This is a genomic window from Bacillus sp. MMSF_3353 (assembly GCF_030733445.1).
Lineage (GTDB): Bacteria > Bacillota > Bacilli > Bacillales > Bacillaceae_G > Bacillus_A > Bacillus_A wiedmannii.
This window is the reverse complement of the sequence record NZ_JASHJA010000008.1, coordinates 42,396-61,232: the sequence shown is the minus strand read 5'-3', so window position 1 is coordinate 61,232 and position 18,837 is coordinate 42,396. Positions and strand designations below refer to the sequence as shown.

Genomic DNA, 18,837 nt, shown 5'->3' with positions numbered 1-18,837 from the left:
ACAAAAAAACACACTTTGTATAATAAAGTGTGTTTTCCTTTTATCTTCTTTTTTGATGAAATCCTTGTGTAATGCGGTCTAATATAATCGCAATGACAACAATAGCTAGTCCGGCTTCAAATCCCATTCCAATATTAACTTGTGTTACAGAACGGTATACATCAACTCCAAGACCTGGTGCTCCTACAAGAGATGCTGTTACTACCATCGATAAAGAAAGCATTATACTTTGGTTCACACCAGCCATGATTGTTCCAGTTGCGAGTGGTAATTGTACTTTAAATAATTTTTGTGATGCGGTAGAGCCAAACGCATTCGCTGCTTCAATTAAATCTTCTGGAACTTGTCTAATTCCTAAGTCAGTAAAACGAATTGTCGGTGGCATTGCAAAGATTACGGATGCGATAATCCCAGGCACTACACCTACTCCGAAAAATGTAATTGCAGGAATAAGATATACGAAAGCCGGCATTGTTTGCATAAAGTCTAATGTCGGTTTTAAAAATTTTGAGAATCGTTCATTTTGAGAAGCTAAAATTCCGATTGGGATTCCTACAATAATTGAAATAATAACAGACGTAAGTACAAGTGCTAATGTTTGCATCGTCTGTGCCCAGTAGTTAATATTTAAAATAAATAATAAACCAATCAGTGTAAAAATAATTAAAGATACCTTTCTCGTTGTGTACCAAATGAGGAAACAAAGGATAATAATCATCAATATGGCCGGTATTATTGTTAAAAAATTAGTGAGTAAATCAACGAATCCACCGATAATATAAGAGAATCCTCGGAATAAGCCTTCAAGGTGCTCATATAAACTTGCAACAAATGAATCGACCCATTCCCCTAATGGAATACGTGGTATACTACTCATCGTCTTTCACCTCTTCCTCAATATTACCTGCAAGAGCTTGAATGACACTTTCGCGTTTAATAATTCCTCTAAGCCTTTTCTTCTCATCAATTACTGGTAACGGATATTTCATCTCCGCCATTTTCGCATACGTTTCTTCAAGTAAAGTATCTAAATACACATGCGGGATATCGGTAAGTAATAAATCAGCAATTGGCCACTGTTTTTGAACGGCTTTACTCGCATCATCTGCCGTTAATATCCCTAAAAACTCATACTTTTTGTTAACAACATACACAGTAGAAACGCCAGCGTTCCTCATAATTTGAAGTGCTACACGCGGTCCACGATCAATTAATAAAGTCTCCGGTCGTTTTAATATAGATTCCGCCGTAATTACTTTTCCTAAATTTACATCCGCTACGAATTTCTCTACAAATTCATTGGCAGGACTCATCATAATTTCTTCCGGTGTTCCAATTTGGACAATCTCTCCATCTTTCATTAATGCGATACGATCTCCAATTCGAAGAGCTTCATCTAAATCATGTGTAATAAAAATAATTGTTTTCTCCATTTTATCTTGTAATTCTAACAGCTCATCTTGCATTTCTTTTCGAATCAGTGGGTCTAATGCACTAAATGACTCATCCATTAACAATACATCTGGATTATTTGTTAATGCCCTTGCGATTCCAACACGTTGCTGCATACCGCCACTAAGTTGACTTGGATAATTATCTTTATGATGATCAAGTCCTACTAACTGTAGCGATTCTAACGCTTTATTCTCTCGTTCCTCTACTGGAACTCCTTGAATTTCTAACCCGTACGCAACATTTTGTATCACTGTACGATGTGGAAATAAAGCGAACTTTTGAAACACCATACTCATCTTCGTTCTTCTCACTCTTCGCAACTCTTCTTTTCCCATCGTTGCGATATCTTCACCATCTATGTATATATGCCCCGCTGTTGGTTTAATTAATTGGTTTAACATCCGAACTAACGTAGATTTCCCGCTACCAGACAAACCCATAATAACGAAAATCTCTCCAGTATATACTTCAAAGGTTGCCTTTTTTACACCAACGTTCATTCCTGTCTCTTTCAAAATTTCCGATTTGCTTTTTCCTTCTTTTAATAAAGACAGCGCTCTTTGCGGGTGTTTCCCAAATACTTTTGTTACGTTTTCAACACGCACCTTTGTATTATCCATGTCACTACTCCTTTTCTACCCATCTATTCATATAGTGTTGCGATTTTACAAAGAAATATTACATAAAAATGACATTCATAAGATTTCTTTAAAATTCGCGTTTCCGTTCATAATAAGAATGCTTACTTATACATTTATTTAAAAAGGCAAACATTTCTTAGGAGGGTTTCGATGAAAAAGAAAATATGGCTTATATGCCTTGCATTATTTATTACTATGATATTCTCTTCATGTAATGCAACAAATGCAAATTCGAAAGGAAAAATTAAACTTGGTGTAACAAGTTGGAAAGAAAACATTGCAACGGCAAACATGTGGAAAGTTTTATTAGAACAAAAAGGTTACAAAGTTGAGCTCATGTACTTAGAAAAAGCTGCAATTTGGACTGGCGTTGCTCGCGGTGATGTTGATGCTAATTTAGAAGTATGGCTACCTGTTACGGATAAACCGCTAAATGCTCGTTATAAAGATGATATAGTCTTAAAATCAAAATGGTATGAAGGTACTGGACTTGGCCTTGTCGTCCCTTCTTATATGAAAAACATTAACAGTATTGAGGATTTAAATGCTCATAAAGATGAACTAGATAACAAAATTGTCGGTATCGAACCCGGTAGTAGTCTTATGAATTTAACAAATAAAGCGATGAAGGAATATGATATTAAACTAAAACTTGTCCAATCTTCTGAAGCTGCGATGATGAGTGAATTAAAGAAAGCATATACGAAAAAGAAACCAATCGCTGTTACGCTTTGGAATCCGCATTGGGGCTTTTCAGAATTTGACTTAAAATATTTAAAAGACCCTAAGAAAGTATATGGTGAAAAAGATGATATTTATTACTCTGTTCGTAAAGGTTTCGAAAAAGATTATCCAGATATCGTGAAATACTTTGACAAATGGAAAATGAACGATGAACAACTTGGTACATTAATGGTCATGTTAAATAAAACGAAAGACCCTGAAGAAGCGGCGCGCAAATGGATTGAAGAGAATCAAGCGCTAGTTGATGAATGGGTAAAAGATTAATAAAACAGGCTAGAGGATATGCTATTCCTCTAGCCTGTTTTATCTTATTTTTTCGTAACAACATCATCTACAATCCCATATTCTTTCGCTTCTTCAGCAGTCATAAAATAATCTCTTTCTGTATCATGTGCTACTCTTTCAATCGATTGCCCCGTTTTTTCTGCAATCATTTTATTAATATCACGCTTTAACTTTAGTATTCTTTTCGCTGTTATTTCAATTTCTGTTGCCTGGCCTTGCGCACCACCAAGTGGCTGATGAATCATAATTTCACTGTTAGGGAGCGCAAACCGTTTTCCTTTTGCACCTGATAATAATAACAATGCACCAAATGATGCTGCAAATCCCATGCATAGCGTTTGTACATCTGGTTTAATGAGATTCATCGTATCTAATATGGCAAAACCCGCTGTTGTTGAACCACCTGGGCTATTGATGTATAAATATATATCTTTCTCTGCATCTTCCGCTTCTAAAAATAATAATTGAGCTACGACACTACTCGCTACTTGATCATTTATTTCTGAACCGATAATAATAATACGATCTTTTAATAACCTTGAATATATATCATAGGAACGTTCTCCTAATTTCGTTTGTTCTACTACATATGGAATTGCATTCATTTTAAATCCCTCCAATAATTGTTATGCAACGCAAAGCATACAACTGTAGGAAGAAGGGTTTTTCGCATAAAACAATAAGACTGGCTGTATAGATGGTAACTTAGTAAAATCTATTGTCGGAAGGAGTTTCGTTAATAATTCTGGTCTCTCCTCACGAATAGACGTTACTACAACTTCAATATCATCTGTGAATTCGACAATCTCTATCCCTTCTTCGCTTACAGTTTTCAGCCTATTTCTACTCCGAAATAAAGAGGCTTTTACTGCACCTTCTGATACGGAACATACTTTAGCAATATCAGCGATACTATATTGAAAAACATCTTTTAATAATAAAATTGTGGATTGTTGTACATTTAATGACGATAATACTTTCCCTACCATTTCATGCAAATCTGCAATGTTCTCTTGTGGGGCATCAAAAATAATTTGTTCCTTTATTTTTTCATGGACTGATTTTGATTTCATCTGGTCTATCCAGCGATTTCTAGCTATTTTATATACAAGCGTCATACAAATATCTTTATTACTATATTTTTGAAGAACTTTACAAACTGTTTCTTGAGCAAGATCTTCGCCGTCCCATTTGTTTTTCGTTAAAAATGTACAGTACCTTTTCAATTCTCCATATTGCTCAATTAAAAAGTTTATATTTGAATGATTCATATCGATATGATTCTTTAAAATATGAGTTACTTTTGTGCACAAAATAACCACTCCTTTTCAGCGCTTACTTAATTAACGATTAAACAAATAAAAAAGTTACGGGGCATATAAAAAAATTATGTTTATGTTCAATAATTCGCGGTCATAAATATGTTATGTACAATTTTACGTGAGGAGGAACAAATTTGCCAAAATTAACAATTGAAGGTGCGGGAACTTTTGATGTAAAAGAAGGCACAAAGTTAGTATTAGCGATCGAAGATAACGGTGTACACATTCTCCATCGCTGCGGTGGGAAAGCACGCTGCACAACTTGTAGAGTAGAAATTATAGCAGGTGAGTTTTGTGAAGCAAGTTCTAATGAAAAAAATGCAATTACGGAAAAAGGAATTGAAGATCACTTACGTTTATCATGCCAAATGCACGTACATAAAGATATAGTCGTTCGTCCTATACTTACAGTGGAAAATTCAGGTCTAGATGCAGGCCCACGTCCAGCAGAATAATATGCTGAATTTAAAACAGCTCGCTGGTGAATATGCTGCAAACTTTGTAAAATATGGGATGAAAGTTGGACTTGGCACAGGTTCTACTGTATATTGGACGATACAAAAATTAGGTGAGCGTGTAAAAGAAGGCTTAGCATTTCAAGCTGTACCAACGTCAAAAGAAACGGAAGTATTAGCTAAACAACTAAATATCTCTCTAATTTCGTTAAACGACGTACAAAGCCTTGATCTTACAATTGATGGAGCGGATGAAATTGATGCTAATTTACAACTTATAAAAGGTGGTGGTGGCGCATTACTTCGCGAGAAAATTGTTGCCACTTCCTCCAAAGAACTAATTATTATTGCTGACGAATCGAAACTTGTAACACATTTAGGTACTTTCCCAGTACCTGTTGAAATTATACCTTTTTCATGGAAACAAACCGAAAGGAAAATTCAATCTTTAGGTTGTCAAACAACGTTACGTTTAAAAAATAACGAAACGTTTATTACCGATAACAAAAACATGATTATCGATTGTATATTCCCTCATAACATATCTAATCCAGCCAATTTACACACTCAATTAAAAATGATTACAGGTGTAGTTGAAACAGGGTTGTTTGTTAATATGACTAGCAAGGCGATTATTGGAACTGAAAACGGAATAGAGGAATTATAAATCCGCTTTATTCCGTGTAGTTAAAAAGGATGAGGTGCTTCCTCATCCTTTTTTCATGTCATTGGTAACGAATCTAATTGTATGAATTACAAACATTATAATAAAAATTACTGTAACAATTAACGGAAAGTAAAAATCATTAGATGTTGTTTTACGGCTATATATAATGAACCAAAATATAGGTATACCAGGTAACATTACTACACCACTAACAAAATTGAGGGTAATTTTATTTATTTTGCTTTTTAACAGAATATGAATAATGAAATTAGAAAGGAAAATAAGAAATAATGTAGTTATTAATAATGACATTATACAGCCTCTCCTTTTCCATATTGATTGCAGGCGTTAGTTCATAATATATTCTTTTTGACGTCAGAAACTCAAAATCATTTATTTTATGAAAAATTTAACTTCCATCTTTTTTATTGTTCAAGCACAAAAAATAAAATAATGTTGAAGTATGATATACTATGAAAACAAAAGAACATCACTCTAGAAAGGGCTGAACAATTTGCACTCCAAAATCATAACAGAACTTACAGATTTAGAAACTGCCTTTCATATTCGAAAAGAAGTATTTGTAAAAGAACAAAATGTCCCTCTTGAAGATGAATTCGATACATTCGATAAAATTGGTGAGAAATGCAAACATATTTTAGTTTATTATAACGATCTTCCTGTAGGTACAGGTCGTATACGATTTGTTGACGGTGCAGGAAAATTAGAACGCATCTGTATTTTAAAAGACTATCGTAAATACGGATTAGGAAAAGTAATAATCAAAGCGCTAGAAGAAATTGCTCGTGACAAAGAAGCTACAAAAGTAAAACTACACGGTCAAACACAAGCTGAAGGATTTTATAAAAAATTAGATTATCAAACTTCTTCTGATGTATTTATTGAAGATGGTATTCCGCACGTTATTATGACGAAAGTACTATCATAATAAAAAGGGTAGTATATGAATTTATATACTACCCTTTTTTATAAATAGAAAAGTGAATTCTCAAGATTTTCTTTTGCATCAAAGCCCATCATCTCTTAGTTCATATCTAGGTAAAGCTTACACTGTTTTCCATAATGATAAGGCATAAATCCAGTTTGGATCCCCATTTCCTTGATAACTCTGGACAGCTTCATATACTTTTCCCTCGTGTAGAACTCTATCTCCCTTTTCATATGCTTTCTTTGCATTCCACTCTTCATATGAAGCGCTTTCAGTTTTTGTAGTAATTGTGAATATATCACTCTGTACAGATTCATTTCCAGCTACATCAACAGCTTTCACTACATATTTATAAGTAGTATTAGGAAGTAAATTTTTATCCATATAAGAAGTCGTATTGGATGTTGCAATTTTTTTCAATGATCCTTCTGTTTCTCTATAAATATCGTAATGGTCTACACCAATATTATCGTCAGAGGGACTCCACATTAGATCCACACTTGACGCTGTCGTTCCCATACTATGTAATCCTTTTGGTTGTGTTGGTACTTCTGTATCAGGCGCCTCAACTGTTGTTTTTACTGTAAGCGCTGCACTTTCTTCCGATACATTTCCAGCTGAGTCAATTGCTTTTACAGTATAAGAGTATTCTGTACTTGGTTGTAATTTTTTATCAATAAAATGAGTTCCTGGTACTGTATCAATCATCTCTCCGTTACGGAAGATTTGATACCCTTTTACCCCTACATTATCCGTAGAAGCGTTCCACGTTAGTTCTATACTATTCGCTGTTACGTTTTGTGTCTGAATTCCATTTGGACTACTTGGAGCTTCTATGTCCGGTTTCACATCATTAATAAGATTAACATCAATTACATTATAAAATGCATTTGCTGTATCAGCTACATCCCATACTGCTAAAATCACATGATATCCACTACGATCAGTAGGCACATTGATTTTGTGAGTTAAATGATTTGAGGCTGCAGAACCATCATGTTGTACAGTTCCAATTGGTTCTAAATCTGCTCTTGTGAGCGCTTTATTTGGGTTCCATTCTTTTTTTGTAATATAGTAATGCCATTTACTTGTTAAGTGAGGCGCTGTATATTTCCAAGTAAAAGTATTTTCCCCGCCTGTGATTGTATTTTTAAACCAACGATCAGCTGTTTGTTGATCTAAAACACCACCAAATTTACCACCTGCAGAAGCGATTTGGCCATCAACTGGGCCAGCTTGCGGGAACCCTTTTGGAGCTTCCAAACTTTGTGGTTCATACATAACACTTCCACAGTTTGCATTTAGTGCACCATAGGTTGGACTACATAAAGCAGATCGGCTGCTAGGCTTTTCAACAAAACCGTGCGCGTATGCGTTTTGAGGAATAAGTGTCGTGCCAATAATTCCAGCTGTTAATGCAACAGCTCCTAGACTTTTTTTGTTCATTTTCATGTTTTGTAGTTGTTTTAATAATCGATTATTCATGTTCCTGTCCCCTTCTTGTTATACTTTGTAGTGTAATGTGGGCTTCGATGTAAAAGAATAACAAGAGACAATTTTGTATCGATGTATGTGTTAATTATGCATACACCGCAGTGAAAATATATTTCATTTCTTGTGAAACATTTCACTTGATGAATATATCATGACATAAAAATCATCAAAGTATGTGCAGAAGTTGTGCAGAAATGATGAAAGCATTAGTAACACGTAAAACTATGGTCCGAATTTATAAAACAGAATATTTAACCTTTCAAAACAACGAATTCTCCGCTTCATATAAAAGAAGAGTGTCTATACCATTTCATATAGACACTCTTCTCATGTATAATCTTACATTTATTACTGACCTATAAATGTAAAAATCTCATCAGCAGCTTTCTTATAGCCACCAGATTTTCGGAAAGACTCCTTCAAATTCAATGCAGCTTCTTTATATGATGGATTATTTAATACAAATTCTACACTTTCACGTAGTTGTTCCACAGTTAATTCATTTATAGATAACTTAATCCCAGCTCCTAGATTCTCTACTTGCTTTGCGATTACTGGCTGATCTGCACTTTGAGGAATTACAATGAGTGGAATCCCGTTATTTAATCCTTCATGTGTACTGTTCATTCCGCCATGTGTAATAAACAACTTTGTATATGCAAGTAGTTTAGTTTGTGGTACATAGTTTTTTACAATGAAGTTTTTAGGAATGTTACCTAAATCACTTATTTTTGTTTTATTACCAATAGACATAACAATAGTATGATCACTATTCTCGAACGCCTTCATACAAAGTTTATAAAAATCAAGCGATTCATTAAAAACAGTGCCTAGTGAAATGTAAATCGGGCTTTTTTCTTCAATTGTAGTAAAATCAAACTCTTCATCTTTTACTTGTGCAGGGATGGATGGACCTACAAATTTAAATGTTTCATTAAACATATCTCCAAAAGGTTGGAACTCTTTTATTGTATACACAATAGTAAGTGGCGCTGGATTACAGAAAACTTCATATGGTGAGTTTATTTCAACACTATATTTTTCCGCAATCCCCTTAGTTAATCTTTCAAAATCATTATGTATCCTATCCTGAACTTCCATTGGGATACTTTTAGACAAGTAATCCAACATTTGTTCAAATGATTTTTCATTCTGTGCAAAAGATGTACAAGAATTTATTGCTGGAAGATTTAGAATTTGAGCAATTAAACGGCCACAGCCAAACATTGAATCATGAATGATGTAATCAAACTGTTCCCCTTCAATTTGTTCAAGAACATTTGGTATAATAACATCTGCCGTATGTAAAAGACCATTTATTCTCTCTGGTAAATAATTTCGACCACCGGAAAGAAAAGCATTTATAAATTTTTGATCGTCAATTGTTCGTACAGTAGCACCCGTCTTCTCAATACGCTCTCTAAAAGATTCTATTGAAAAATAAACTACCTCTTCCCCGCGTGAGACTAATTCTTCTACAACTTGCAATGTAGGATTTATATGTCCTTCTGATCCAGTATTAATGAATAAAACACGTGCCACTTAAAACACTCCTTCATTAAAATCTTTTCTATGTTGTCATTAGTATTACAGGTATTTTGTCTTATTCTTCTAAATGGACCTAGCAAGCCTAAATCCAAGGTCATCTATATGAAATGTAGGATGGCTACGGCGACGACAAGTCGCACCGCAACCTCTAGCTGCTTCAGCCCAGCTACCGCCGCGGAAAATTCGGTATGATCCGTACACTTGTTCATCATATAAATCATAGCACCATTCCCAAACGTTTCCTAACATATCGTAAAGTCCCCATGCATTCGGTTCTTTTTTTCCGACCTCATGAATATGTCCACTAGAATTTTCATTGTACCAAGCAATCTCTTTCAGTTCTCCATATATGTATCCGGTAGTTCCTGCCTTACACGCATATTGCCACTCTGCTTCAAAAGGTAATCGGTACCCATTTGAATCTAAATTACAACTAACAATTTGACCACCATCATTAATAGAATAATATTCTTTTAATCCCGCTTTTTTTGAAAATAAATTACAAAATATAATGGCATCATTCCATGAAATATTTACAACTGGTTTGTTACTATTTTCATTACCATTTAGTGCACGATTCATAATAGCATAATATAATTCCACTGTTACAACATACTTTGCAAGAAGAAACGGTTTAACTTGAACTTGCCATTGTTTTTTTATTCGATCATCTCTTAATTCTACTTTTCCTGCTGGAATTTTCACCATATTAGAATCAACCGGGCTAATGAATCTATTCAATCCTATCCCCCCATGTTACTTCCTTTTATAGTCTAACTATCTATGGTATCGTATTTCTCTAAAAATAGTCTTACTTCATTTGAAGATTTTAAAATAATAACCTCTTTTTCCTTACTCAATTGATTTAGCCTTTTTAAAATTGAGGGTCGTTTCGTTTTAGGATATTGCCATATCCATTTAAAAAATTGCAAATCAAACCTTTCTTCACATCCAGCACCCATATCCGGTCTTGTTTTATTCCGATATTGTACAACCCTTTTAAAAGCATGATAAACACATATTGTTCTATGAATATCAAGAAAGATAATTGTATCAGCAGCGTTAATTCTTATTTCCATTGTCCCGCCATAATTCCCATCAATAATCCACTCATCTTCTTTAACTAATTCATTTTGAACCTTTCTTTGCTCCTCTTTCGGTACACCTTCCCAATTCGGTTTCCAAAATAACGCATCAAGATGATGTACTCTAATATTTAATTTATTACCTAACTGCCTTGCTAATGTAGATTTTCCTGAACCACCAGAACCTATTAATATTATTTTTTTCATACATACCCCTTTTTAAATCTATTATTTCTTCTGTAACATAAACTCACAAAACATTCCAATCCCAACACCAATTGTATAAGCAACTAAATCACTCCACAAAAATCCGTAACCTAATACGAGTCCACCTAAAGTCGTAGTACGAATGCTATCTATCCATTCAGCATGGTATAATTGGCTCACTTCAATCCCGTAGCAAAATAACAAACTAATAAAAGCCACTTTCTTCGTGTCTATTTTAGGAAATAAAAATCCGAACCCTGTAAAAATCATGAGTGCCCATAAAGCATCACCTAAGTACGCGTTTAATAGATGAGGTAACGCAAAAGCTAATTTTCTTGAGCTAAGACCTAAAATAATTATAACTATAGTAAATAGCGCATATAATAATCTATTTCGTTTCTTATTCATCTCAAAATCTCCTAATATGTAATTAAAAACTGTAAATAGGTAGTAAAATATAATTATTTTACTACCTATTTTTTAATGGCTTTCATAATAAGAAAATGTGGATTTGTATTTAGATAATGATATGATGTTTCATTTACTTCTCTCATTTTTTCAACCGGCCTCGGTTCCACCATTTTATCTAACACAAAATAATTTGTTGTTTCATTAATTATGTCTTGGAGTGATCTTCTAAAAAAGCTAACTTCTATTGTAATATTTGGTTTAACCCAAGTATCTACTAATAATTGTTTTTCGAAATAATTTTCACTAGTAAACTTTGTAAAATCCATAAAAGGATGATGAATGGAGTATATAAATTCGCCACCTGACTTCAATACTCGATGAAACTCCTGAAATACTTTATCCCAATTTTCTAAGTAATGAAGCGTTAACGAACTTACAATAACATCAAAAGTATTATCTTCAAATGGTAATACTTCTTGCAAATCATGACAAAGAAACGTTGCTTTATTACCCGTACTTTCCTTTGCAGCTTTTACCATTTCAGAACTTACGTCAATTGCAGTAACATTTGCTCCCCTTTCTACAAATTGAGTAGTATACCATCCAGCTGCACATCCAGCATCTAATATACTCTTCCCTTCTAAATTCTTTGGAATCATCTCCATCATCGCTGGTCTTTCATAATAACTGTTATATGGATTTGCCAAGTCTAGATTTTCTTTATATGTACTGGCTAATTTATCATATGTATCTTTGATCGTGTCTTTCATTACTTCCACCCCTTATACATATTAATCTAATAACTCTTGCTGCTTTTTCTTTGAAAATGATTGTAGAACTAAATCATATGACCAATCAATCATCTTATTAATTTGCTCTTGCTCTACATCTTTATGTATATACACTGTATTCCAATGTTTTTTATTCATATGATACCCGTGAATGATTGCTTCTGGATACTCTTCTCTTAATCTTAATGCAAGTTCTGGATCACATTTTAATGTAATCGCAGCTTTTTCTCCTTCTTCATGGTTTATTATCGCAAATATTTTATTATTAAGCCTCATACATGTTGCATTCCAACCATCAGGAGAATCTTCAGTCGCTTTTCTTTTTGATAAACAATATGTTCTTGTTGCATTCATTTTCATTGGCACCTCTTATTCTCTCACTATTTGATTACGATGCATTACAATTTGTTTTGTCGCTTGAAATTGGTGTTCACCATAAAACTTTATTAATTTCTCTCCACAAAATAGACTAACAATATGAACATGAGATATTTCTTGAAGTAACATTGTAAGCATATTCTCCCCAATCCCTTTATTTCTTACAATCTCATGCACAATAACATCTACTATGTACGCTCGAAAAACACCATCAGAAACAACTCAAGCAAATCCGATTAATTCATTTTCTTCCCATACTCCAATTGCTATACTATGCTTTAACATTTTTTGAATATCGATTTCTTTTCTTTCTGGCCACCAACCGACAGAGTCATAAAGTTTTTTTATTTTGCCTACGCAGATTGGTTGTTCATGTTGCAATTTATACGTGTACATTTTCTTTCTCCCATCAAATTACTCATTATATTTATTTTGTCTTACTTTACTTCTTTCAATATAAAACTATAGAATCCCACCTGTTACAAAAAAACTTCATAAAATAAATTTATAATATCAATTTTACAATTGCAATCGTTACTCTCATCCTTTCATATTACGTATATCAAATATACAGAATAAGAGAAAACTAATGAATATAATAACAAAAGCATTTCTCATATTATTTTTAACTATTAAAACTTGAATTTCTTGCAAGAAATGGTAAAGTTAATTAGGTAAAAAATACACAAAGTGAGGCGATTTTTTGAAAAAGTTTAGTTTATTACTAACAGCATTTGTCATAATTTTATCATTATTCATCCCTAATTTTACAAGTGCTAAATCTTTCCCTGATGTCCAATCTAATCATTGGGCAATTAAAGAAATTAACTATTTATCGGATAAAGGTATCATTAAAGGTACGCCAGAAGGAACTTTTAAACCGAGTGATGATGTAACTCGTGGACAAATGGCCTTAATGCTAGATTTATCCTTAAAATTAGAAAAACCATCTAGCTATAATCATATTTTTTCCGATGTAGCCAAAGGTATCTATTACTATGATTCTGTACATAAGTTAGCACATAATAACATTGTACAACGTGAAACAAACTATTTCCCTGACCGCTCATTAACTCGTGCAGAAATGGCAGTAGTTTTAGTTAAAACTTTTAATTTGAAGCCTACAGGTGCAGACGTCAATTTCCCTGATGTTCCATCTAATCACTGGGGTTACAATTATGTCAAAATTTTAGCACAAAATAATATTACTACTGGATTGCCTGATGGTACATTTGGTCCAGGTGTAAAAGTAACTCGTGAGCAATTCGCTGCATTTTTGGCTCGTGTATTAGAACCAAATTTCCGTCCAGCTCTTCCTAAGCCTAAAGGTAACTTAGAGGTACATTATATTGATGTCGGACAAGGTGATGCTACTTTTATTAAATCTCCAAGTGGAGAAACGATCCTTATTGACGCTGGTAACAACGGCAAAGGTAAAGTAGTAGCAAATTATTTAAAAGGATTAGGATTCCAAACTATTGATTATATGATTGCCACTCATCCTGATGCTGATCATGTAGGCGGATTAGATGAAGTGCTTTATGCTATGAATGTAAAAAACGTTTACGCCCCTAAAGTAAGTCATACGACACAAACGTTCAAAGACTTCCTAACTGCAGTAGCTAACAAAGGATTAACAATTAAAGAAGCGAATTCTGGAGTAACTTTACCAATCAACGGTTTAAACTCACAATTTTTAGCTCCCGTGAAAGAATACGATAACGATCTAAATGAGTGGAGTGCGGTATTAAAAGTAACACACGGTAACAAATCTTTCTTATTTACTGGTGATGCTGAATCTAAAAGTGAAAAAGATATGGTTCTAGCACATGGTTCTAACCTAAAATCTGACGTATTAAAACCTGGTCATCATGGAAGTAAGACATCTTCTTCTCAGCCATTTTTAGATGCAGTGAAACCAAGTATCGCTGTAATTAGTGCAGGTGCAGGTAACCGTTATGGCCATCCTACACAGGAAACTTTAGCAAAGTTACATTCAATGTCTGTTAATGTATATAGAACTGATTTAAATGGAACTGTAATTATAAATAGTGATGGTTCTAACATTTCTGTAAGAACGGAGAGATAATTATGAAAAGAGGTATTATTGACCGTTTTGAAGGCGAACTAGCAATTATTGAATTGAATAACGTAACAATTGATGTACCTAAATCCAAACTCCCTTCTACTGCAAAAGAAGGTGATATTCTTATAATCGAGGATGATACGTATACAATTGATAAAGACGAAACAGATAAAAGAAGACGTGAAATCCAAGATTTAATGAATAAGCTATTTGAATAGCAACTAGTAAATTTTTATTATTTAACTTCATACCACCAACCTTTTCGATCGAGCCAGCCTTTCATAGCATTTAATTGCGTATCACTAGTTGGTTCAGTAACAAAATACGTTAAACCATCCGATTGTAAAATGAAGGTAGCAGTCATTTTTAAAGAAGTTAACGCTCCCATAACATCTGGAGTTTCATCAGGTGAAAAGGCTCCAGATTGAATGATATTTTGTTTAGAAACTTGTCCTTGTATATTTTCTTGTTTCGGTACTGATTCAGTAAACCAGGAAAGTGGTTTATTACCTATTAATTGATTTAAATCACATTTGCCGATACCTGGTACATTACCTGTCTCCGTGTATTGCCAAATATCACAAGGATATGCTGGTTTATTACCGCCATATCGAGGAATCCATACAAAATCACTTTTTACGTTCGCCATTCCGAAAGGCTCATATACATGATGGCCAACATATAAACCAACTTTTTTAGCACCTAGTCGGCGTAATTCATCGATAAAAGCTTGTGTACCTGCTCTCATGTCATCCATTGTTTTCACTTCTACATCAGCCGCCCAAACTGTAGCGCTCTTATCACCGCGATTCCAAAAATCTTGCGCTTCCTTCTTCGCATCAGCAATTGAAATAAATCGGCAAAATGCATAATTACCGAAAGGAATATTTCTTATTTTCAATGCTTGAGCGTAATTTTTATATAAAGGGTCTACGTAATTCGAACCATCTTGTACCCTAGCGATTACGAAATCTAGTTGTGGAGCTGCTACATCCCAGTTAATGTTACCGTTCCATTTCGAAATATCTATAATATAACCCATTGCTTAACACCTCCTTTATTAGTATTATATTCAGAGCTCGTCTTATTGCTCTTCCTCTCCTAAAAATTCAATAGTATTTGCTAGTACATATAATAAATACGACAAGTGTCTTCTACAAAGACAGTAACTCATTTCCATTAAAAAAGAAAATCATAGCTATACGAATCGTACTATTTGTCCCCATAATTACATCAGCTTGAGTAGTTGCTTTAAAATTAAAATAGCATCACCTTGTTTGGTGATGCCTTTAAAATCAATTTTTCTTCTAGAGCACGAATACTATTACTATAGCCGCTTCTCTAAAAAGTGTTGGCTATGTCCTTTAGGATGATCTTCAACAACACCATATTCTCGGTAGCCGTGCTTTTTATAAAAATCTGGCGCTTGAAAACTAAATGAATCTAATAATATTAATCTACACCCTTTTTCCTTCGCGATGTCTTCGATTTTATGTAACAGTTGACTGCCATAACCATCATGACGAACTGTTTCATCAACCCATAAAGAATCTATATGAAGATGATAAAAATACATCGTTCCTGTTACCCCACCAAATATTTTTCCATCCTCATCTTTTACTACAAAACTTACTTGCTCCATCGGCTGTTTTGCTTCATCCCTTAAAATCGACATGTTATATTGAATTACTTTATTTTTTATGTACTCTCCTTCAGTACGAGTACCATTCTCTATGTGTTTCATATATTTCTCCATTTCAACTTAGTAAGCTATCTTTAATTTTTATTTTTTCTCTTTAAAATAGTAATAAACACGAATCCACCATAAGTAACAAAGCATGAAAAACCAATTATCCTTGGCACTGAAACATAGCCTATTCTTATATAACTTATAATTGCAAAACTAGCGATAGACAATAAAATAGATGGCCAAAATATAAGAGCTGTTTTGCTTCCTCTCTGTTTCGATGTACTTTCTTTCTCTTTAGAAATACGTGTGCCAAAAAGCAATACTATACAAATGAGGATTGCTGCAAAGTAAATCGTATCTAATGACAGATTATGATCATAAATCGCGATTCCAACTTCCAAAGCGATAATTGTTAAAATTAATATGATAATTGTTGAAGTTTTTAAGTTTCGTTTCAATTTTCATACCTCTTTTTATATTGTTTTATCACATTCTTAAATTTCGATATAGAATATTAAAAACCTTTTTTGTTACATGATATTTATGCATACAATAAAAAAGATAGCATGAAATTTCCCCATGCTACCTTTCTAAAATACATAATTCGCATAACGCAAACATTTACTCTTCCGTAGGCTTTTTAGGACCATTAAGCTCCAATTGATAAAAAGCTAAATCTAACCACCTATTAAACTTATAACCAGCCTTCTTAATTGTCCCTGCATGAACAAATCCATAGTTTTCATGTAAGGCAATGCTTTTCTCATTTTCTGCATCAATTCCAGCAATTAAGGTCATATATTCCCTTTCTTTTGCAACTGTGATCAATGCTTTCATTAATGAAGTTCCTATCCCATTTTTTCTACATTCCTTATGAACGTACACAGAATGCTCAATTGAATATTTATAGGCAGGCCAAGCTCTAAACGGGCCAAATGTCGCAAATCCTACTATTTTATTATCTAATTCACATACTAAAATCGGATAGCCGTTAGCCTTTTTTTGTTCATACCAATCTATTCTATTTTCAAGGGTTACAGGTTTATACGTATAGACGGCTGTTGTATTCAATATAGCATCATTATAAATATCTAAAATGTATGTGACATCTTGTTTCCTTGCTTCCCTTATCATCACTTTCTTCCTTTCCTCTAATTTCACTCCTATATACGAATACGAGCTTTTCGGAAACTATCAAATATATTTAACGCAGCAGACAAAATGTAAATGATAATACCTCCACCAATTAACCACTTTTTAACTTCCTCTGGAGAAGTAGTAAACACATTTGCCACATACGTAATAAATCCTTCATTAAATAAGTGCGGATTTACTATAATTACAATGAATACTATTGTTCCAACTATTTGAAGAATAGCATTCCCGATTGCCAGCTTTTTCGTCCATTGTCCTTGTACTAACTTATAAAGAGATATACCTATTTCAAACACAATCACAATTACAACGATTGGCCAATACTGAAGTAACACCTCTTGATTAAAAGTTGCCGCGACAAACTTCAATCCGCTTTCTGTACCATGATATACACCTACAAGATGGTTCGCATAAAAATAAAGTGTTGCCCATATTGCCGTCCACATTAACCCGCCAAATACTTCGAACTTTGAGATCGACTTTTTCTTTGGAATATACGAAGTATTTTTCAAATCATCAGGCGTCCACTTTTTTAAACTTGTCGTCAACGGTTGGGTACCTTTATCTTTATCTGTTCTTTCTAAAATTGCAAATACAAGTGTCAACCAGAAAAATACATGGAGGCCTACTTCGATAATTTCCCCAATTCCTTTACCTATCAGATTTAAAATAACATTTAATACCGCTTGCTCACCATCATATCCTACAAAATTTTCTGCAACCATTGCAATGAGTGCGATAACAGCTGCAATCGGTATGATCATTTTTAATAATGTCGTATATACATCAAAATAACGTGGTCCAATTAAATACATCGGCCTATCTAAGTACCCATTTGCCAATGAAACTGGACTCCCCAATTTTTCAAGAACTCTTTTTTCATCATCTTCATTATAATCATCCGGTAACATATCCTCGATTGTTGACCGTAGTTCAAGAATAATATCTTCACGATTTTTTTCAGGTAATCTCTTCGCTACTTCCTCGACGTAAATATCAATCAAATTCATTCTTGTCCTCCTCCTTTAATAATTTATAAAGTTCTTTCGAATCCTTTATCCATTCCTTTTTCAACTGCAAAAATATCTCTAATCCGTATTCACTTAAAATATAATACTTACGCGGTCTACTCTCCGTTTTATCCCAACTACTCGTCACTAGCTCCTGCTTTTCTAATCGGCGAAGTAGTGGATATAACGTACTTTGATCGATTGTAATCCCTGATTGCTCCAATAATTGGACAAGTGAATACCCATACTGCGGTGTTCTTAACTGGCTTAAAACCGCTAATGTTAATGTACCTCTTCTTAGTTCAGTAATTAACGAATTTAATAAAGCATCCATTCACTCACCTCATTTTCATTACTATATGTCATACAGTATGTGTTTTATACTATGTATCGTACAGTATTAATGTGATAAAAACAATACGTATTTACAAAAAATAGAAAATAAAAAAGCACAAACTATATAT

General features: G+C 33.7%; 23 protein-coding genes and 1 pseudogene. 6 read left to right on the top strand and 18 right to left on the bottom strand.

Translation table 11 applies throughout. The features are described 5' to 3' along the window. Positions 1–40: 40 nt before the first annotated feature. Both RBB48_RS18155 and RBB48_RS18150 read right to left on the bottom strand, forming a co-directional pair. Positions 41–877 (bottom strand): ABC transporter permease, encoded by an 837-nt coding sequence (locus RBB48_RS18155; RefSeq protein WP_000095064.1) that lies wholly within the window; start codon positions 875–877, stop codon positions 41–43. Beyond that, positions 870–2,075, bottom strand: coding sequence for a quaternary amine ABC transporter ATP-binding protein (locus RBB48_RS18150; RefSeq protein WP_000370614.1), 1,206 nt, complete (start codon positions 2,073–2,075; stop codon positions 870–872). The genes RBB48_RS18155 and RBB48_RS18150 overlap by 8 nt, the downstream gene beginning before the upstream one ends. A 171-nt stretch (positions 2,076–2,246) precedes the next feature. Between RBB48_RS18150 and RBB48_RS18145 the strand changes: the two genes are divergently transcribed. Next, positions 2,247–3,104, top strand: a complete 858-nt coding sequence (locus tag RBB48_RS18145; RefSeq protein ID WP_306007950.1) for a glycine betaine ABC transporter substrate-binding protein — start codon at positions 2,247–2,249, stop codon at positions 3,102–3,104. 44 nt (positions 3,105–3,148) lie between these two features. Here the strand turns inward: RBB48_RS18145 and clpP are convergent, their stop codons facing one another. After that, positions 3,149–3,730 (bottom strand): ATP-dependent Clp endopeptidase proteolytic subunit ClpP, encoded by a 582-nt coding sequence (gene clpP, locus RBB48_RS18140; protein ID WP_000991621.1) that lies wholly within the window; start codon positions 3,728–3,730, stop codon positions 3,149–3,151. Between the two features lie 21 nt (positions 3,731–3,751). Beyond that, complete coding sequence (locus RBB48_RS18135; RefSeq protein ID WP_060486724.1) at positions 3,752–4,438, bottom strand: RNA polymerase subunit sigma-70; 687 nt, start codon at positions 4,436–4,438, stop codon at positions 3,752–3,754. 143 nt (positions 4,439–4,581) lie between these two features. Between RBB48_RS18135 and RBB48_RS18130 the strand changes: the two genes are divergently transcribed. The 3 genes from RBB48_RS18130 (at position 4,582) to RBB48_RS18120 (ending at position 6,518) form a co-directional block, all read left to right on the top strand. Continuing rightward, positions 4,582–4,902, top strand: coding sequence for a 2Fe-2S iron-sulfur cluster-binding protein (locus tag RBB48_RS18130; RefSeq protein WP_001125375.1), 321 nt, complete (start codon positions 4,582–4,584; stop codon positions 4,900–4,902). A 4-nt stretch (positions 4,903–4,906) separates the two neighbouring features. Then, the gene (gene rpiA, locus RBB48_RS18125) at positions 4,907–5,569 is read left to right on the top strand and encodes a ribose-5-phosphate isomerase RpiA (protein WP_088063930.1); all 663 of its coding nucleotides are present in this window, start codon (positions 4,907–4,909) and stop codon (positions 5,567–5,569) included. Positions 5,570–6,083: 514 nt separating this feature from the next. After that, positions 6,084–6,518, top strand: a complete 435-nt coding sequence (locus RBB48_RS18120) for a GNAT family N-acetyltransferase (protein ID WP_060486723.1) — start codon at positions 6,084–6,086, stop codon at positions 6,516–6,518. A gap of 117 nt (positions 6,519–6,635) precedes the next feature. On the opposite strand, the gene RBB48_RS18115 is transcribed toward RBB48_RS18120, so the two are convergent. The 8 genes and pseudogenes from RBB48_RS18115 to RBB48_RS18080 form a co-directional block, all read right to left on the bottom strand. After that, positions 6,636–8,003, bottom strand: a complete 1,368-nt coding sequence (locus RBB48_RS18115) for a lytic polysaccharide monooxygenase (RefSeq protein ID WP_306007949.1) — start codon at positions 8,001–8,003, stop codon at positions 6,636–6,638. Between the two features lie 357 nt (positions 8,004–8,360). After that, entirely contained in the window at positions 8,361–9,554 is a 1,194-nt protein-coding gene (locus tag RBB48_RS18110; protein ID WP_306007948.1) for a macrolide family glycosyltransferase, read from the bottom strand. A 69-nt stretch (positions 9,555–9,623) separates the two neighbouring features. Next, positions 9,624–10,268 (bottom strand): formylglycine-generating enzyme family protein, encoded by a 645-nt coding sequence (locus RBB48_RS18105; RefSeq protein ID WP_306007971.1) that lies wholly within the window; start codon positions 10,266–10,268, stop codon positions 9,624–9,626. Between the two features lie 65 nt (positions 10,269–10,333). Continuing rightward, positions 10,334–10,852 (bottom strand): DNA topology modulation protein, encoded by a 519-nt coding sequence (locus tag RBB48_RS18100; protein WP_306007947.1) that lies wholly within the window; start codon positions 10,850–10,852, stop codon positions 10,334–10,336. A gap of 21 nt (positions 10,853–10,873) precedes the next feature. Beyond that, positions 10,874–11,260, bottom strand: a complete 387-nt coding sequence (locus RBB48_RS18095; RefSeq protein ID WP_087983866.1) for a ribosomal maturation YjgA family protein — start codon at positions 11,258–11,260, stop codon at positions 10,874–10,876. A gap of 65 nt (positions 11,261–11,325) precedes the next feature. After that, complete coding sequence (locus RBB48_RS18090) at positions 11,326–12,033, bottom strand: class I SAM-dependent methyltransferase (RefSeq protein ID WP_306007946.1); 708 nt, start codon at positions 12,031–12,033, stop codon at positions 11,326–11,328. 21 nt (positions 12,034–12,054) lie between these two features. Next, the gene (locus RBB48_RS18085; RefSeq protein ID WP_087983914.1) at positions 12,055–12,408 is read right to left on the bottom strand and encodes an MmcQ/YjbR family DNA-binding protein; all 354 of its coding nucleotides are present in this window, start codon (positions 12,406–12,408) and stop codon (positions 12,055–12,057) included. Positions 12,409–12,423: 15 nt separating this feature from the next. Continuing rightward, positions 12,424–12,828: pseudogene (locus RBB48_RS18080) on the bottom strand (GNAT family N-acetyltransferase). 307 nt (positions 12,829–13,135) lie between these two features. Here RBB48_RS18080 and RBB48_RS18075 point away from each other — a divergent pair. After that, entirely contained in the window at positions 13,136–14,521 is a 1,386-nt protein-coding gene (locus RBB48_RS18075; RefSeq protein ID WP_306007945.1) for an S-layer homology domain-containing protein, read from the top strand. A gap of 2 nt (positions 14,522–14,523) precedes the next feature. After that, positions 14,524–14,736 (top strand): DUF3006 domain-containing protein, encoded by a 213-nt coding sequence (locus RBB48_RS18070; protein ID WP_087983863.1) that lies wholly within the window; start codon positions 14,524–14,526, stop codon positions 14,734–14,736. 17 nt (positions 14,737–14,753) lie between these two features. Here RBB48_RS18070 and RBB48_RS18065 read toward each other — a convergent pair whose 3' ends face one another. From RBB48_RS18065 to RBB48_RS18040, 6 genes are all read right to left on the bottom strand, one after another. Beyond that, on the bottom strand, positions 14,754–15,560 hold the full coding sequence (locus tag RBB48_RS18065; protein WP_306007944.1) for a GH25 family lysozyme: 807 nt from the start codon (positions 15,558–15,560) through the stop codon (positions 14,754–14,756). A 285-nt stretch (positions 15,561–15,845) separates the two neighbouring features. Beyond that, on the bottom strand, positions 15,846–16,262 hold the full coding sequence (locus tag RBB48_RS18060) for a GNAT family N-acetyltransferase (protein ID WP_306007943.1): 417 nt from the start codon (positions 16,260–16,262) through the stop codon (positions 15,846–15,848). A gap of 32 nt (positions 16,263–16,294) precedes the next feature. Beyond that, complete coding sequence (locus tag RBB48_RS18055) at positions 16,295–16,666, bottom strand: hypothetical protein (RefSeq protein ID WP_149212804.1); 372 nt, start codon at positions 16,664–16,666, stop codon at positions 16,295–16,297. 163 nt (positions 16,667–16,829) lie between these two features. Then, on the bottom strand, positions 16,830–17,342 hold the full coding sequence (locus tag RBB48_RS18050) for a GNAT family N-acetyltransferase (protein WP_098856925.1): 513 nt from the start codon (positions 17,340–17,342) through the stop codon (positions 16,830–16,832). Positions 17,343–17,371: 29 nt separating this feature from the next. Further along, positions 17,372–18,373: an HAAS signaling domain-containing protein gene (locus tag RBB48_RS18045; RefSeq protein WP_306007942.1), complete on the bottom strand. Its 1,002-nt coding sequence runs from the start codon at positions 18,371–18,373 to the stop codon at positions 17,372–17,374. Next, positions 18,360–18,707 carry a PadR family transcriptional regulator gene (locus RBB48_RS18040; RefSeq protein WP_048547374.1) on the bottom strand — a complete coding sequence of 116 codons (348 nt, stop codon included), beginning with the start codon at positions 18,705–18,707 and terminating at the stop codon, positions 18,360–18,362. The genes RBB48_RS18045 and RBB48_RS18040 overlap by 14 nt, the downstream gene beginning before the upstream one ends. Positions 18,708–18,837: the final 130 nt, after the last annotated feature.

What these genes read in the sequence shown, in the direction of transcription:
- RBB48_RS18155 (WP_000095064.1), bottom strand. Translation starts at nt 877, where the DNA reads ATGAGTAGTATACCACGTATTCCATTAGGGGAATGGGTCGATTCATTT.
- RBB48_RS18150 (WP_000370614.1), bottom strand. Translation starts at nt 2,075, where the DNA reads ATGGATAATACAAAGGTGCGTGTTGAAAACGTAACAAAAGTATTTGGG.
- RBB48_RS18145 (WP_306007950.1), top strand. Translation starts at nt 2,247, where the DNA reads ATGAAAAAGAAAATATGGCTTATATGCCTTGCATTATTTATTACTATG.
- clpP (WP_000991621.1), bottom strand. Translation starts at nt 3,730, where the DNA reads ATGAATGCAATTCCATATGTAGTAGAACAAACGAAATTAGGAGAACGT.
- RBB48_RS18115 (WP_306007949.1), bottom strand. Translation starts at nt 8,003, where the DNA reads ATGAATAATCGATTATTAAAACAACTACAAAACATGAAAATGAACAAA.
- RBB48_RS18105 (WP_306007971.1), bottom strand. Translation starts at nt 10,268, where the DNA reads ATGGTGAAAATTCCAGCAGGAAAAGTAGAATTAAGAGATGATCGAATA.
- RBB48_RS18100 (WP_306007947.1), bottom strand. Translation starts at nt 10,852, where the DNA reads ATGAAAAAAATAATATTAATAGGTTCTGGTGGTTCAGGAAAATCTACA.
- RBB48_RS18095 (WP_087983866.1), bottom strand. Translation starts at nt 11,260, where the DNA reads ATGAATAAGAAACGAAATAGATTATTATATGCGCTATTTACTATAGTT.
- RBB48_RS18090 (WP_306007946.1), bottom strand. Translation starts at nt 12,033, where the DNA reads ATGAAAGACACGATCAAAGATACATATGATAAATTAGCCAGTACATAT.
- RBB48_RS18085 (WP_087983914.1), bottom strand. Translation starts at nt 12,408, where the DNA reads ATGAATGCAACAAGAACATATTGTTTATCAAAAAGAAAAGCGACTGAA.
- RBB48_RS18070 (WP_087983863.1), top strand. Translation starts at nt 14,524, where the DNA reads ATGAAAAGAGGTATTATTGACCGTTTTGAAGGCGAACTAGCAATTATT.
- RBB48_RS18065 (WP_306007944.1), bottom strand. Translation starts at nt 15,560, where the DNA reads ATGGGTTATATTATAGATATTTCGAAATGGAACGGTAACATTAACTGG.
- RBB48_RS18060 (WP_306007943.1), bottom strand. Translation starts at nt 16,262, where the DNA reads ATGAAACACATAGAGAATGGTACTCGTACTGAAGGAGAGTACATAAAA.
- RBB48_RS18050 (WP_098856925.1), bottom strand. Translation starts at nt 17,342, where the DNA reads ATGATAAGGGAAGCAAGGAAACAAGATGTCACATACATTTTAGATATT.
- RBB48_RS18045 (WP_306007942.1), bottom strand. Translation starts at nt 18,373, where the DNA reads ATGAATTTGATTGATATTTACGTCGAGGAAGTAGCGAAGAGATTACCT.
- RBB48_RS18040 (WP_048547374.1), bottom strand. Translation starts at nt 18,707, where the DNA reads ATGGATGCTTTATTAAATTCGTTAATTACTGAACTAAGAAGAGGTACA.